Source organism: Planktothrix sp. FACHB-1365 (assembly GCF_014697575.1).
Classification (GTDB): domain Bacteria; phylum Cyanobacteriota; class Cyanobacteriia; order Cyanobacteriales; family Microcoleaceae; genus Planktothrix.
This window is the reverse complement of the sequence record NZ_JACJSC010000029.1, coordinates 42,463-57,498: the sequence shown is the minus strand read 5'-3', so window position 1 is coordinate 57,498 and position 15,036 is coordinate 42,463. Positions and strand designations below refer to the sequence as shown.

The 15,036-nt window shown below is 36.7% G+C and carries 18 protein-coding genes; 14 read left to right on the top strand and 4 right to left on the bottom strand.

From position 1 onward, the window contains the following. Positions 1-15: 15 nt before the first annotated feature. From H6G57_RS23405 to H6G57_RS23375, 7 genes are all read left to right on the top strand, one after another. Positions 16-504, top strand: a complete 489-nt coding sequence (locus H6G57_RS23405) for a hypothetical protein (RefSeq protein ID WP_190523018.1) — start codon at positions 16-18, stop codon at positions 502-504. Positions 505-631: 127 nt separating this feature from the next. Then, the gene (locus tag H6G57_RS23400; protein ID WP_190523016.1) at positions 632-2,716 is read left to right on the top strand and encodes an FHA domain-containing protein; all 2,085 of its coding nucleotides are present in this window, start codon (positions 632-634) and stop codon (positions 2,714-2,716) included. A gap of 19 nt (positions 2,717-2,735) precedes the next feature. Then, positions 2,736-2,897 carry a hypothetical protein gene (locus H6G57_RS23395; RefSeq protein WP_190523014.1) on the top strand — a complete coding sequence of 54 codons (162 nt, stop codon included), beginning with the start codon at positions 2,736-2,738 and terminating at the stop codon, positions 2,895-2,897. A 56-nt stretch (positions 2,898-2,953) separates the two neighbouring features. Further along, positions 2,954-3,301 carry a hypothetical protein gene (locus H6G57_RS23390; RefSeq protein ID WP_190523012.1) on the top strand — a complete coding sequence of 116 codons (348 nt, stop codon included), beginning with the start codon at positions 2,954-2,956 and terminating at the stop codon, positions 3,299-3,301. A 98-nt stretch (positions 3,302-3,399) separates the two neighbouring features. After that, positions 3,400-3,747, top strand: coding sequence for a hypothetical protein (locus H6G57_RS23385; protein WP_190523010.1), 348 nt, complete (start codon positions 3,400-3,402; stop codon positions 3,745-3,747). Between the two features lie 179 nt (positions 3,748-3,926). After that, on the top strand, positions 3,927-4,922 hold the full coding sequence (locus H6G57_RS23380; protein ID WP_190523008.1) for a MotA/TolQ/ExbB proton channel family protein: 996 nt from the start codon (positions 3,927-3,929) through the stop codon (positions 4,920-4,922). A gap of 4 nt (positions 4,923-4,926) precedes the next feature. Continuing rightward, a complete protein-coding gene (locus H6G57_RS23375; protein ID WP_190523006.1) occupies positions 4,927-5,598 on the top strand; it encodes a hypothetical protein in 672 nt (223 codons plus the stop codon). Between the two features lie 48 nt (positions 5,599-5,646). Here H6G57_RS23375 and H6G57_RS23370 read toward each other — a convergent pair whose 3' ends face one another. After that, positions 5,647-6,915: a glycosyltransferase gene (locus H6G57_RS23370; RefSeq protein ID WP_190523004.1), complete on the bottom strand. Its 1,269-nt coding sequence runs from the start codon at positions 6,913-6,915 to the stop codon at positions 5,647-5,649. 329 nt (positions 6,916-7,244) lie between these two features. Here H6G57_RS23370 and H6G57_RS23365 point away from each other — a divergent pair, with 329 nt between their 5' ends. Further along, positions 7,245-8,447 (top strand): FtsW/RodA/SpoVE family cell cycle protein, encoded by a 1,203-nt coding sequence (locus tag H6G57_RS23365; protein ID WP_190523002.1) that lies wholly within the window; start codon positions 7,245-7,247, stop codon positions 8,445-8,447. 135 nt (positions 8,448-8,582) lie between these two features. On the opposite strand, the gene H6G57_RS23360 is transcribed toward H6G57_RS23365, so the two are convergent. The 3 genes from H6G57_RS23360 to H6G57_RS23350 form a co-directional block, all read right to left on the bottom strand. Continuing rightward, the gene (locus tag H6G57_RS23360) at positions 8,583-8,858 is read right to left on the bottom strand and encodes a hypothetical protein (RefSeq protein ID WP_190523000.1); all 276 of its coding nucleotides are present in this window, start codon (positions 8,856-8,858) and stop codon (positions 8,583-8,585) included. 174 nt (positions 8,859-9,032) lie between these two features. Continuing rightward, positions 9,033-9,965 carry an FTR1 family protein gene (locus H6G57_RS23355; RefSeq protein ID WP_190522997.1) on the bottom strand — a complete coding sequence of 311 codons (933 nt, stop codon included), beginning with the start codon at positions 9,963-9,965 and terminating at the stop codon, positions 9,033-9,035. Between the two features lie 70 nt (positions 9,966-10,035). Beyond that, on the bottom strand, positions 10,036-10,470 hold the full coding sequence (locus H6G57_RS23350) for a bacterioferritin (RefSeq protein ID WP_072717749.1): 435 nt from the start codon (positions 10,468-10,470) through the stop codon (positions 10,036-10,038). A 198-nt stretch (positions 10,471-10,668) separates the two neighbouring features. Here H6G57_RS23350 and H6G57_RS23345 point away from each other — a divergent pair, with 198 nt between their 5' ends. From H6G57_RS23345 to H6G57_RS23320, 6 genes are all read left to right on the top strand, one after another. Next, the gene (locus H6G57_RS23345) at positions 10,669-11,547 is read left to right on the top strand and encodes a DUF4382 domain-containing protein (protein WP_190522995.1); all 879 of its coding nucleotides are present in this window, start codon (positions 10,669-10,671) and stop codon (positions 11,545-11,547) included. Between the two features lie 61 nt (positions 11,548-11,608). Beyond that, complete coding sequence (locus H6G57_RS23340; RefSeq protein ID WP_190522994.1) at positions 11,609-12,118, top strand: carboxypeptidase regulatory-like domain-containing protein; 510 nt, start codon at positions 11,609-11,611, stop codon at positions 12,116-12,118. A gap of 135 nt (positions 12,119-12,253) precedes the next feature. Beyond that, positions 12,254-12,898, top strand: coding sequence for a cobalt transporter CbiM (gene cbiM, locus H6G57_RS23335; RefSeq protein ID WP_190522992.1), 645 nt, complete (start codon positions 12,254-12,256; stop codon positions 12,896-12,898). Between the two features lie 21 nt (positions 12,899-12,919). Continuing rightward, a complete protein-coding gene (gene cbiQ, locus H6G57_RS23330; RefSeq protein ID WP_190522991.1) occupies positions 12,920-13,687 on the top strand; it encodes a cobalt ECF transporter T component CbiQ in 768 nt (255 codons plus the stop codon). Between the two features lie 70 nt (positions 13,688-13,757). Further along, a complete protein-coding gene (locus H6G57_RS23325) occupies positions 13,758-14,474 on the top strand; it encodes an ATP-binding cassette domain-containing protein (protein ID WP_190523052.1) in 717 nt (238 codons plus the stop codon). 133 nt (positions 14,475-14,607) lie between these two features. Next, on the top strand, positions 14,608-15,024 hold the full coding sequence (locus tag H6G57_RS23320) for a CAAD domain-containing protein (RefSeq protein WP_072717744.1): 417 nt from the start codon (positions 14,608-14,610) through the stop codon (positions 15,022-15,024). The last annotated feature ends 12 nt before the right edge of the window (positions 15,025-15,036 follow it).

Sequence of the window (15,036 nt, the reverse complement as noted above, 5' to 3'; positions counted from 1 at the left end):
ATTAGGAGATCCGACATGACCAACTCTAATCAACAATATTCTAACGTTTTACCTGTTGGAAAATTTTGCTTTTTATATATTATTACTTTCGGACTTTACCAAATACCTTGGTGCCACAAGCAATGGAAATTTATTAAGGAAAAAGATGATTTGAACATTAATCCTTGGCTTTATGCTTGGTTTTTTGGGTTTACGATATATAGTCTCGCTAAAAAAGTTTTTCATCTAGCCGAAAAGGAAGGATACCCAAACAGACCATCAGCAGGCGGAATAACAGCATTGTATTGGTTTTTTATTGTGTTGTCAAATTTGTTTTTTCTGCTTGGTTTCCTATCTTTGATCCCCTTAGTAAGTATTTTAAAAGGTGTTAATTACTATTGGGAACAAGAAGAAGGTGGAAGACTGATGATTAGAGAAGGTTTTACAGGAGGGCAAGTAGCTTGGATTATTTTTGGTGTACTTTTCTGGTTACTGATCTTAATTGGACTATTTTCCCAAGCATAATATTGGAGTGATCGTTATCTAATTTGACTCGTACATCTGGAGTGATCATAGTCTATAGCGGTCACTGCATTGACTATTTTTCAAAAAGGCATGATTAACGAAATTTTTGTATCAATGGTGAAAATTTATGTCTGAAAAATTCACTAAACTTTTGCAAAAAATTGATTCCGTTGAAAAATTTGTTAATGCTAGAGTCAAACCTGGATCTCCATTGATTGAAATTAGAGACAACTTAAGAAGACTAACTCAAACCCTGCAAACCGGAAAACTGCGAGTTAATTTGGTCAGTCGGTTTCCAGTACAGATGGTAGCAATGGGAAATTTTATTAATCACTATCCTAATTTATTATCCAGCTATCAGTTCAAAACAATTCCTTTCCCCCAAACCTTAGAAAAAACTAAAACCATTCAATTAGCACAATTAATTTTACAACCTTCTGTCACCACCGGACAACAACCCACATCTTACAAATTATCTCAGACTGAAACAATCTCTATGGGTCGAGGGAGTCAATGTCAGATCAAACTTTCTGAATGTGGTTTAGTCAGTAACTATCATGCGGAAATTATTCCGATTTCCACTTCGGGAAATTGTCAAAATTCTTGGGAAATTCAGGATAAAAGTACAAATGGAACTTATGTTAATGGGGAAAAGGTATTAGGGAAGAAACAATTAAAAAAAGGCGATCGCATTACCCTGGGTTATCATAAATTCAGCTTCAAAAGTCCTGAATTAATTTTTGAATTTCAATCCTCAGAAACTAAAGTTACACAACCTCCCCAATACGATCAACTCTGGACTAACTGCGATCTTCTCTGTTTTGTGTTAAATCCCTCCCAACCCATCACTGAATCTGAACAACAGTTAATTGAAAAAGTTGCTCAAACCCAGTTATTTAAGTTTTTCATCGTTTGGGATACATCAACAGAAAATCTCCAGTTTTCACAACTGAATAGTCAGAATATTAAACTTTTAACAGAATTGATTAACCGTCAAAATAGTAGTCAGCTTTCTGTTATCCAAACTTGTTTACCTTTACAACCCTTTTATCCCAATTTTTACAGCAGTTCAGCAGAAATTTACCCAAGAAATGAATATCATCTGTTTTGTCAAGTTTGGGAAAATTTACCGAATCAGCAAACAGAAGATATTTTGAAAGAGAGAGTGAAAGCAGAGTTTATTAGCCAAATTTCGTTAATTGAAAAAGTAATCACTGATCGAAATACTCAATTAAAAACCCAAATCAAAAAAAATGAAACCACTGGATTCGCGTCTCAAAGTATCCCTCAATTAAAACAAAAAATCAATTTGAAATTACAGGAAATTAGTCAATATAAAAACAAGATTATTAACGAAATTAAACTGTCGCATTTTCCCCAATCTAAAGACCGTTTTATTAATCCAATGATTAACGATAGTCTGCTGCATAAAATTCAATGTTTGGTAGAACAAGAATTGGAAGTTAAAACACAAGGGAATCAATTAAAAGTAGAGTTACCTTCAGCAACTTCTGGTTTTACCATCCGAGAAAATGAAACTCTGCATGATTATTTAATTCGTTTTTGTCAATCCCAAGTCTGTGAATGGGCAAAATTAGAATGGCAAAACATTCTCTGGGTTTATGCAGAAGGCGGTTTACAAACGTTCCTTCAAAAAAGTAAAATCTCTCTCAAATTAGTTCCGGGTTATCCAGTAAACCTATCATCTCATCACAATTTTGAGGTGGATAAATTGTTGGAAGATGAGTATGTAAAACCGACTGATTCACCTCAAAATCTCGCCAATGGAGGGACAGGTAGACTGGCGATGGATGTTGTCAGAATAGCAATGTTTGGAGGAATATCTGTAGGTACGGGAAACCCTCTTCCTCTGATGATGGGGGTGATGAATTTAGCGGGTGGAAATCTGGCTTTTTTTCAAGGTAAAAAAATACAACAGGAACAACAAATAATCGCTTTAAAAAGAGAATTGTCTGGACATTATAAAGCGATCGCTAGGTCAATGGTCGAGAAAGTTTCTCTGAATATTATTTATCATCTGACTGTTACTGATCTAGCTCTCACTGACACAATTAAAAAAGAGGTTGAACGGATATCATCTGATTTAACTCAAACAGAACAAAAGTTCAAACAATATCAAACTGAATTAGCTAATTTACAAAAAGATAAAGCTGAACTGTTGAAAATCCTTAAGGGGGAATCTGCATCATGATCAGATATATATCCGTTTTATGAATAGTTCTTATTTTAACCAATACTTCCTAATTTTAAAGGAAGTTAACTTAGAAACCCGATTTCTTAAAGAAACCGGGTTTCTTGAGTTGGCAAAAGTGCAAAATATACCGATTTTAATTAAAATATTAAAAAATATGAATATCACTAAAAATCGTTGATGATTTCTAAAATTGCTTCCTATAATAGGAGACAGTTAATTGAGGTAAAAATCTGTATGACTTATTCTGGAGATGTAGAAGCCTCCACAGATTTAGAAAGCGGTAATTACACGGGTACTGCTTACGATACCAATGCTGATGGTCAGTCTGATTATGTTGAAGTTGATACCAATGCTGATGGTCTTGTTGATCTGATTATTGGTGACACTAATTATGATGGAATCATGGAGACAGCCATAGCTGATACTGATTATGATGGTGTCGCTGATATGGGTTATGTTGATACGGATAATGACGGCACTTTTGATGTCAGTATGGTCAATTTTACTGTCGAGAGTCAAACTACTACACCTGAAGATACTTCGATTACAGAAGCAGCAGAATCATCGATCGCTCAACTCTAATTAACGATATCGTTAATAGAAAATTGCTTTCAAACGGATCACATCTGTCTTAACTTTTTTCAAATCATAACTTAATTCAAACTGGAGGAGCAAGACTTATGACTTATTCAGGTTCAGGTGACTATGAAGTCAGTTATGATGTAAATACCGATAATCACAATGATGTTGTCGTTAATTATAAAGATTGGGATGGTGATGGAATCTCCCATGCTGTTTCAGTTGAAGTTGATAACGATTTCGATCAGAAAATGGATCAATTCATTGAATTAAATCCAGGGAGTGGTGATGTAATTTCTACAGGAATTGATCTCACGGGAGATGAAGTATCTGATGTTGTGTACACTCCTGATGGAGATATCCAAATGGCAGATTTAAACACCGATGGAGTATCAACTCAGGAAGAAATGGTTCTCACTCAAGCCGCTATCGATTATTTAGATGTGTAATCATCAAAAATAACACATTTAGGACTGATGCAAACACCGGGTTTCTTCTCCAGAAATGGATAATTCTACTAATTCGGTGAAAACAATGCAATACTTCTGCTTCTCTCCGGTAGAGACGTTGCATGCAACGTCTCTACTCGGGGGATTCTGTAGCACTCATAATTTTATTTCATATAAACATGATTCAAAAAATTCCCAAAGATTTTCATATTTGGCTATTTTGGCTAACAACAACCCTAATCCCAATGATATTGGCTTCAGATCAACGTTGGCGTTATCAATATTCAGATAAAACAGGGATTACTAACATTATTATTATTTTATTTATTATATCATTAGTTATCAATGTCACCAACACAATTAGAATTGCTATAGAATTTTCACAAATTAATAATTCAAAAGGATTATTTAAGGAACATATCACAACTTTAGAACGTGCTGCCCAGGGTAAATTATCAATTTCTCAGGATTTTTCATTAACAATTATTGAAAATAGACTCCTCAGACAAGAAAGTTGGGTGCAGTTATTTGCGAATTTATCAATTACTTTAGGAATGATTGGAACAGTTGTTGGACTTACCTTATCGATGGAAGGACTATCAGAAGCAATGGGTAGTATGACCAATGTAGGTTCAGAGACTGGGGGTAATTTCAACGATCCTACCATTGGATTAAAACAAGCTTTATCAGGAATGTCAAGTGCATTTATTACAACCTTAGCAGGTGCAGTTTTAGGGGGATTTTTCCTCAAACTCCTGAGTCACTCAACGATTAATTTAATAGAAGATTTAATCGATCAGATTAGGTATAAAGCAGAACTTGAAATTATTCCTAAATTGCAACAACAAATCTGGGAGAAAGATGTCAGAAATTTATCCGATGCTTATCAAAATATGAAAACTTTTATTCAATCCTCATCTCAAATCGATCAATCTTTAAGAAAATACAATGAAAAAATGTCAGAAGCATCGGAAAAGTTGTTATCTATTTCTAGTAAATTAAATCGAGAAATATTTCAATTACAAATATCTAGTCAAGTTCAAAAACAAGAAAATTTAGAAAAGCTCCTGAATCAAATAGTTATTGTATTAAATGTCATTCAAAAATTAACTTATATCTTAATTGGCTGTATTTTTATATTCATAGTAATTTTTGTTTTATCTTTGATTAATTAAAACCATGAGAACAAGACCAAAAAGAGCAAATGAAAGTACAATATTTGAGTTGATATCAGATATTTCTTTATCAAGTTTGGGATTATTTTTAATTTTTTTTGTAGTCTATACATTGATTTTTAATTCCGTCTCTATCACCCAAATTCAAAAATCAAATAACTTAAATATGGTTATTTCTAAATTAAATCAAGAGAAATCTCAACTAAATCAAGAAAAATCTCAACTTATGGATCAAAATCAAGAGTTAACAAAAAAGCTAGACAACGCTAATAATCTTGCTGAGAATGCCGAACAGGAAAAACAGTTAGCGATAGAAAGAAACTTATATACAGGATATTATGTAGGTGAGTTTGAGGGCAAATTTTATTACAACGGTTGCAATAATGATTATGAGATCATTCGACAAGAACATACATTAATTTACTTGCAAACATCAAACACAATGATTGACTCAACTAAATCCGAAAAAGGAACCATAAGTTATCGGATTAATGGAACTCTGCAAGGAAATACTTTTACAGGTGAATATGCTGATTATTCAAGAACAGAAAATATAGAAATTTGTGATAAAGAGCAAGTGATGAATCAGCAGATATTTATTGATTTTTTTAGTGATCGCTTAGAGATGTATAATTCACCCAATGATACAAAATTTGTTTTAAGAAAAGCTGGATAGCTCTTAATACTTTTATGCAGATAAAAGTTTGACTACGATTGCTAGAGTTTAATGGTTTTCGATATTTAATTTTTGGGCAGGTTCACTTGAAATTTGAGTATAAAGATCACTTAATTTTAAGGCAACCCCTTGCCAACTAAATTGGGTTTCTACTTCTTTTCTTCCCGCTTCTCCCAGTTGTTTTGACCAGTTAGGATTAGATAAAATTCGATCAATCGCTTCAGTAAAAGCCATCTCATCTTTTGGCGGACATAATAACCCCGTAACTTCAGGAATCACTGTAAATTTTAATCCTCCTACATTAGAAGCGACTACAGGAGTATAACTTGCCATAGATTCAATTGCGACTAAACCAAAGGGTTCATAATGGCTGGGAACCACACAAACATCCGCCGCTCGATAATATAATGGTAGGTCTTCATCTAAAATTCGGCCTGTAAATTCGGTAATATCATTTAACTCTAATTCATTAACAATTTTTTCCAAACGATCGCGTTCTAATCCATCACTACACCCCAGACGAGAACCCCCGCCAATGATTAATTTTAACTGAGGATCATAGCGAAATTTAGAATTTGCGATCGCCCTAATTAAAGTTTCTATTCCTTTTCGAGGATCAAATCGACCAATATAAAATACCAGTTTTCCTTGGGGATCGAATCCTAACTTTTCTCTAGCATCTGCCTTAGAAACTTGACCTAATTGATCAATATTTGTCCCGCAGGGAATAATATCAATGTTTCCAATCTCAGACACCAATTCTCGTAAAAACTGTTGTTCTTGGGGGCTAGTCGCAACAACTCGTTCTGCGGTTTCTAAACAAAGTTTATCAACATTTAATCGAGTTTGAGCAATTTTAGGAATATCAGAAACCGCTTGATATTTAACAATTCCTAAAGAATGATAAGTATGAACTTGTCGTAAAAGTTGATGTTTTTTTAATTCCAATCCGACCCAACCCGATAACCAATAATTGGTATGGATTAATTCATATTGTATCCCGGTTTCGGCTTGAAATTTTTGAAATTTTTCCACAAATTCCAATAAATAAGGAAATCCTTGATCTCTAGGAATAAATTCTTCTGGGCCAGCAATTAATCGAATCGTGCGACAATTGGGGCGATGCTGAACAATCAGAGGTTGATCAGGATGACTTCGGCGGGTGAACATATCCACTGGCCATCCTAACCCAGCTAAGGCTTCCCCCACCTGACGGACATACACATTTTGTCCTCCGGCTTCCTCCTGTCCGATGGCAATATCGGGATCGCCATGAATCGAAATTAATGCTACGGGTGTTCGGGGTTGAAATGTCATAGAGAGGAAATTAAACGGATGTCAAGAGGGAGACGGTTACAGCCCCTATTACACCGAAACAGGGGGAATTTTCCGAGGAAGGACTATGAAAAAAACGGCGAGTTTTGCCGTTGATCTGAAAAAATCAGTCAAAATTCCTATATCATTTTATCACGAATTGTGCTTTTCACTGTTCGCGGAGAACAATTCAGCGTTCAAAGGTTCAATTTCGATTTGGGGTTGCTGTGCAGAAATTAATGTTGGGTTTGGTGTTAATTTAATCCTTTTGAACTTAAAATACTGAGAATGAACAATAACTCTATACTCCCGTTTACGGTTGTATTGCTTGGATGAATTTAAGACAAATTTTCCCGTTTTTTACCTCTTCTGTGACCCATTGGTCAACGGAAGCTCGATGGTTACATTGGATAACCTTTCTCTGGTTATTTGTGGGTTTAATTATCATGTTTTCCGCTTCTTATCCCATTGCTTACGCAGAACAGGGAGATGGATTATATTATTTTAAACGTCAATTAATCTGGACAGTTGTAGGATTATTGGGATTTAGTTTTATTGTTCAATCTTCTCTGAAATTTTGGTTAAAAATTGCTCAATGGGGAGTTTTAATTGTTCTAGGATTATTATTTCTCACCTTAGTTCCCGGATTAGGAACAACCATTAATGGCGCAACTCGCTGGATTTCTATCGGGCCGATTCCGATTCAACCTTCAGAGTTAATGAAGCCTTTTCTTGTCTTACAAAGTGCCCGTTTTTTTGGCAATTGGTTTCGTTTAAGTTGGAAATCTCGGTTGATTTGGTTAGGAATTTTTGGAACTGTATTATTATCGATTTTATTGCAACCTAACTTAAGTACCACCGCCCTTTGTGGGATGACCCTTTGGTTAGTAGCCTTAGCCGCAGGATTGCCGTTTTACTATTTAGGGGGCACGGCTTTAGGGGGAATACTTTTAGCCACCTTAAGTATTAGTATTAAAGAATATCAAAGACGAAGAGTTTTATCCTTTTTAAATCCTTGGGCTGATCCGATGGGGGATGGATACCAGTTAGTACAAAGTCTTCTAGCGGTTGGTTCTGGGGGGTTTTGGGGGACGGGATTGGGATTATCTCACCAAAAAATCTATTATTTACCGATTCAATATAGTGATTTTATTTTCTCGGTTTATGCAGAAGAATTTGGCTTTATGGGCGGAATTTTATTATTATTATTATTAACAATTTATGGAACTCTAGCTCTACGAGTCGCCCTGAAAGCACGACAAATTGAACATCAATTAATAGCCATTGGGGTGATGGTTGTTATGGTCGGACAATCTCTATTAAATATTGGGGTAGCAACGGGTGTTTTACCTACGACTGGTTTACCTTTACCTCTATTTAGTTATGGGGGAAGTTCAATGATTGCCAGTTTGGCTTTAGCAGCGTTCTTAATTCGCGTAGCTAGAGAAGAAAATGAAGCCAGTGTGATTTCTTTAGCAGAACATCGTTCTACTCAAGACCAACGTGGGAGAAAAGAGCGATCACGGAGACGTTAAATCAGGAAAGTCAATTTTAGTTAAGAATAATTTATCGCATCTTCTAACCCATGAGGGCTGATTGTCAATCTAAAAAAAGAAAGAAAATTGAATACTTTTTTTTGAGTTTTTTTCAATTTTCTTTCCTATAGTATTTTATTCGGCGATCAGTTTTTTTAAATGGCTACAATCAGCATCATTCACAATTCGAGAATCAATCCTGACCGGTTGCACTTCTGCACCGGAAGGGAGAGGTTGATTTTTGGGATGGAAAACAACTTTTTTGCAAACGAGTTCATGACTTCCAACAGAAGCATAATCCCAAATATAGACTTCTGCGCCGGGAGATGTGGCATTGGCAGGGGGAAGCTCCCAAGAATTCAGTAACAGGATTTCTAAAGCCACTAAAGCTGCAATGACAAACTTTAGCATAACTGACTTATTTTGGATAAATTAAGGACTACTATCAGTATACCCAATTTTTTCAGGAAATCATACTATTAATCCCTGACAGGTGGGAATCCCGAAAGCAGGAATTGTGTTTGGGTTTAAATGTCTTTAAGTTTGCCTGTTAATCAAGTCAGATTTTACCTAATTTTAATCTAATTAAAAAGCGGGTTTTTCGGGTTTTAAAGGTAGGCTTACTTTTCCATTAACTTCTTTTAAATAAAAGCCTCCCACTGTAATTAAAAACAGGAAGTAACTTACAATTTGCACAACATACAAGTGATCTCGATAGCCAAATAACGCTTTTAGCACGATACCGGGAAATTGTTGATCGGGTAAAAATTCCTCAGCATTTAAGACTAAATTTCCTAATAAACAGGAAGCTGGTTGAGTTAAACAGAATCCGGCATAGTTAGAATTGAGTTGAGCTAATATTCCTACCCCTGCATCTAAATGTCTGAGAACAGAAATGATTAACCCTGCAACAATTAATAACAAAAATATTCCCATGATTTGGAAAAACAACCGAATATTAATTTTTACCCCCCACTTAAATAATAATAGCCCTAATCCTGCGGCTACAAATAACCCTAAAATTGCCCCAATAGCAGCCATGATACTTTGTTGAAATGTGGCTAAGATAAAAATAACGGTTTCCAAACCTTCCCGTAAAACGGCAATAAAAATTAACCCCAAAATTCCCCAACCTGCGGCGGTTTTATTATTATCAATAGCAGCTTTAACGGCTCCTTCTACTTCAGCTTTTAAGGATTTAGCTTGTTGGGTCATCCAAATCAACATCCAGCTTAACATTGTAATGGCAAATAAACCAATTCCGGCTTCTAAAAATTCGCCAAAGACTGGAGCATAAGGATGTTCAGAGGTGGCAATTCCTTGAATTAACCAGCCAAATAGAACGCCAAAGACTGCACTCGCCAGAATGCCAATTACAACTCCCGAAAAGACCCAGGAATTCAGATGACTTTGTTCGGCTTTTTTTAAACACGCGAGAACAATTCCCACCACTAAAGCAGCTTCAAATCCTTCTCGTAAGGTAATTAAAAATGTTGGTAAAGCAGCTGTAATATCCATATCCCTTTTGTTAATAATCTAAAAAATTACATAAGCTGGGCATAACCCAGCCTACAAATGTTTTTTTGACTTAACTAAAGTCTCGCAACATCTTCTTGATTTCAATATTATGTAATTCTTCTTGACCAATCATTGTCCGAGCATATTCTTCCAAATAAATACTCGCATTTTCAACAATTTCTAGCAAATCTTTATATAATTCTAAAGCTTTGCGTTCATGAGCCAAACTTTCCTGTAGAATGTCCCTAACAGAATGTTGATAGCTTTCTTCAATGGGGGCAATTTTTTGACTGGGATGTCCTTCTAACCCGGTGAGAATTTCTCCCGCTTGTTGAGCATGAAGTAACGATTCTGTAGCTTGAGCTTTGAAAAACTGTACAATGGGTAAACGATTGGGCCCTGTTACCATGAGTGAATAATGGGTATAGCGCACCACTCCAGCCAATTCAAACTCCATAATCGTGTTGAGTAATTCAATCGCTTTTCCTTGATCTAGATCTCTCATGGTTTGTCTTTAACCTAAAAACACTTTACCTATTATGACAAGAGTTTCTCCCTAGGGGAAGAAAGAAGTAAAATTATTCTCTATCTTCTGAATTAATTCTTAAGACTTAAATCAGATTTTAATGCCCTAGGGGGGTATTGCAATAACAGGAAAAAACCTGTTTCCTAGAGGATGAAGGATTGTATTGAGCAGCTTTAGATGAAAAAACAACAAATTCAGCGCAGTTGTCTAATGGGGTTCATTGTAGCTACGCTTATCGGCTGTTCTCAACCTCAGACTCCAACTGCTTCAACATCTACATCAGAAACTCCCCAAGCCCAAATTACTCCCAATTCAACCCAAACCGGGGAAATGGGTTTAATACAATTTCAAGCAAATGGAGAAGATTTTGTGCGGAAAGGATTGGTTTCTAAAGATGGGTGGAACATCAATTTTGATCATGTTTATCTCAACTTTGGTGAAGCAACAGCTTATCAATCTGATCCCCCTTATAACCCGGAGGCTGGAGGTCAACCGATTGCTAAAACAAGTATTAGTTTAGTCATTAAAAAAACGGTTGATTTAGCCGAAGGAGATGAAAATACTCAGGCGATTGTCATTAATGAAGTTCCGGCTCCTCCTGGCAAGTATAACGCGATTTCGTGGAATTTGAACAAGGGAACCGAAGGAATATTAGCAGGTCAAGTCATGGTCATAGAAGGGGTGGCAAAAAAAGGAGATCAACAAGTTCCTTTTATTCTCAAATTTGATCAAGAAATGCAGTTTTTGTGTGGAGATTATGTCGGAGAGCAACGAAAGGGTGTTTTGCAGCCTGGAGGAAAAGCCGATTTAGAAGCAACCTTCCATTTTGATCATTTATTTGGAAATGGAAAAATCCCAGCGACGGAAGAACCCAATACAACGGCTTTGGGTTTTGAACCTTTGTCAAAAATTGCTACCAATGGAGAATTAGTAGCGGATTTACCCACACTTAAACAAAAATTATCTCAGGCTGATTATCAAACATTAATGAATATTTTACCCAGTATGGCTCACGTTGGGGAAGGTCATTGTCAAGAATTAACGTTGAAAAAGTAAAACCGATTGTTCAAAAATTGTTTACAATTAGAAGAATATCATAAATTAGGAGGTAGACAATATGAAATACCAATGTATCATTGTGTTCCTCTTGTTTCCCATTTTAAGTGTACAAGAACGAGCGATCGCTCATGGAGCAAAAGCCGAATATCAACTCACTTCAGCCGTTGAAATTAAAGCTCTGTATGACTCAGGGTTTCCCATGAAAAAAGCCCAGGTGACGGTTTATGCTCCCGATAATCCGACCCAACCTTGGAAAGAAGGATTAACCGATGATAAAGGCTCTTTTACCTTTACACCAGATGTCAAAAAAACAGGATATTGGGAAGTTAAAGTGCGTCAAGCGGGTCATGGAGCGTTAATTACTATTCCCCTGGAATCTAAAAATGTTCTCACGGAGAAATCGACTGCTTTAACTCACAATAAAGCTGAGTTGAGTCCTCTCCAAAAAGGCGTGATGATCGCTTCTGTGATTTGGGGTTGTATCGGGACGGCTTTATTTTTTCAGCGTTCAAAAGCACCGCGTTTATCTCCAGAGCTAGACAGAGAGATAGTTAGCCCTAAATCTTGATGTTACAATCAGAATTAATTCTTTAGATAGAGGATAATTTTATCTCAATCGTTAGGATTTGATTATCCGTTTAACGATTTTTCAAATAAAGGTCAGAACCATCATGGAATAATGCTAATTATCGAGTAAAATTTTATGCACATTTCCGAAGGAATTCTTCCTAGTAAAATTCTGATTAGTGGCTATGCAATCACCAGTTTAACCCTTTGGTATTCCCTACGACAACTTAATCGACAATCTAATCCCAGTGAGGGCATTCCGCAAGCTGCTTTACTGACAGCCGCTTTTTTTGTAGCGTCGGGAATTCATCTTCCTATCCCCCCTGCCAGTGTGCATTTTGTCTTAAATGGACTATTAGGAGCGGTATTAGGTTGGTATGCGTTTCCCGCAATTTTTGTAGGCTTATTATTTCAGGCGGTGATGTTTGGACATGGAGGATTAACAACCCTCGGAATCAATGCCGTGATTATGGGAATTCCTGCTTTAATTGCGGGTTTTATTTTTAATCTCCGCAACAAAACCAAGCTGAAACTGAGTGAAAATTTATCCTTAAATTTGTTTGGATTTTTATCGGGTGCTGTGGGGGTCGGTTTAGCTACTCTTTTATTTTTTAGTCTTGTGATTACTCATTTACCCTCAGCTTGGGATCAGGACACTGAAAAAGCAGCGATTTATGGATTAATGTTAGCTCATGTCCCGTTGATTTTTATTGAGGGAATTTTTACCGCAATGGTTGTGAATTTTTTACGGCGAGTTAAACCCGAAATCTTAATCAATTGATCTCTTCCTGTGGTTATCTCCATGAATTTTAGTTTTGATGAGTATGCAAATGTTAATTCCCCGGTGCATCGATGGGATGTGCGTGCCAAGATTATTGGATTATTGGTCTTAATGTTTGCCTTTGCTTCAGTGGAGGATTTGCGTTTAGTCCCGGTCATTTTAACAATTACTGTTTTATTTTATTCCCTGTCTCAACTTCCCCTGGAATTTCTTCTGCGTCGGTTAACCTATCCGGGTTTTTTCTTAGTCGGAGTGGTAGGATTATTACCGTTTTTGTCAGGAAATACCATTATTTGGCAGGGGGGAATAATCACGATTAGGCAGGAAGGTTGCCTAGCTGTTTTATTAATTGCCAGCCGATTTTTAGCAATTTTTACGTTAGGATTAGTTTTATTGGGAACCAGTTCTTTTTTAACCTTGATTAAAGGATTGCGATCACTGGGTTTATCTCCCATTTTAACAGATATTATGTTGATTTCCTATCGGTATTTATTTGAATTAGGACATCAATTCCAAAAAATGCAACGAGCTACCCAATTGCGAGGGTTTCAACCTCGGAATATCAGTCGGAGGAATTTACAAATTTATGCAGCTTTAACGGGAAGTTTGTTAATCAGAAGTTATCAACAATCCCAACAAGTTTACAAAGCTATGCAATTAAGAGGATATGGAACCCCAACTCAACTCCGAACTCCAAAAAAAGTTACCCTAGATGGTTATAGTGCGATCGCCCTATTACTCACCTTACTAATAGCCTCTAGCTTAATTGGATTTGAACTGTTTCTTTAGTGGATCTTGAACCTTGAGTTATTCTTATTTAAACCCCTCTATTTCTGTGGTGGGAGAAACTACCCCCCCGATTCCTGCTGTTTTTGTCCAAGATTTAGTCTTTGGTTATTCCCAGCAAAATCCGATTTTGCAAGGGATTTCCTTTTCCTTAACCGCCGGAGAACGGATTGCTTTATTAGGGCAAACGGGAACCGGAAAAAGTACCTTAATGGAAAATTTAATTGGATTAAAACAACCCAATTCCGGTCAAATTTGGATTCAAGGAATTCCAGTTCAACCGACCACCTTACCCGAAGTTCGTCGCCGGGTGGGATTTTGTTTTCAAGATCCCGATGATCAACTGTTTATGCCCAGTATTTTAGAAGATGTGATGTTTGGCCCCTGTAACTATGGGGTTGACCCAGAGCAAGCCTTAGTACAAGCGACTCATTTGTTAGCAGATTTTGGGTTAGCCGACTGTGTAAATCGTTCGGTTTATGAATTATCCGGGGGACAAAAACGACTGGCAGCTTTAGCGGCGGTTTTAGCTTTAGAACCGGCGATTTTAATCTTAGATGAACCGACCAATGGCCTTGACCCTTGGTGGCGTCGAGAACTGGCGCAAATTTTATCTCAACTTCCGGTGGAAGTGATGTTGATTGCGTCCCACGATTTACAGTGGATTTCCCAAGTCACCCAACGGGCCATGATTCTCAAACAAGGAAGGATACAAGTGGATCAACCCACTGAAGAATTGTTGCAAAATCGATCCACCCTAGAACAGTGTGGTTTACCGTTAGATTATTAAGCGTTTGGGAACAGTCTAGGTCTGTCAATTGGCTGAAAATTAACTTCTAAATCGTTGAATTCTGACAAAAACCTGTTCTCTCTCGCTTAAAATCGATTGGTACTGCACATTTTTTTAAACAAGGAGACGAAAAATGCAAGAACCCACGAAGATCACGGACACATCTACGTCTAGCGGAACACAAATAGACGTGAGTGTGGAAACAGGGGGTGCAATTACTTCCACTTCAGCCAATGCCCAGTTTGATGAAATTAAAGAAAAAGTTGTCGTGGTTTTATCTGAACTTCCGGGTTATATCTCCAGTTTTTTTGGCTCCTACCAAAAGCCGATTATTACCGTTGTTCTGATTTTAGCTGGTCTTGTTTCTCTGAAGGTATTATTTGCGGTCATTGATGCTCTCAATGATGTTCCGCTTTTATCTCCTACCTTTGAGTTAATTGGCATGGGATATACAGCTTGGTTTGTTTACCGCTACTTACTAAAAGCTTCAACCCGTCAAGAATTAGTTCAAGAATTTAATTCCTACAAAGAACAAATCACCGGGGACTAACTTTAGATAGAG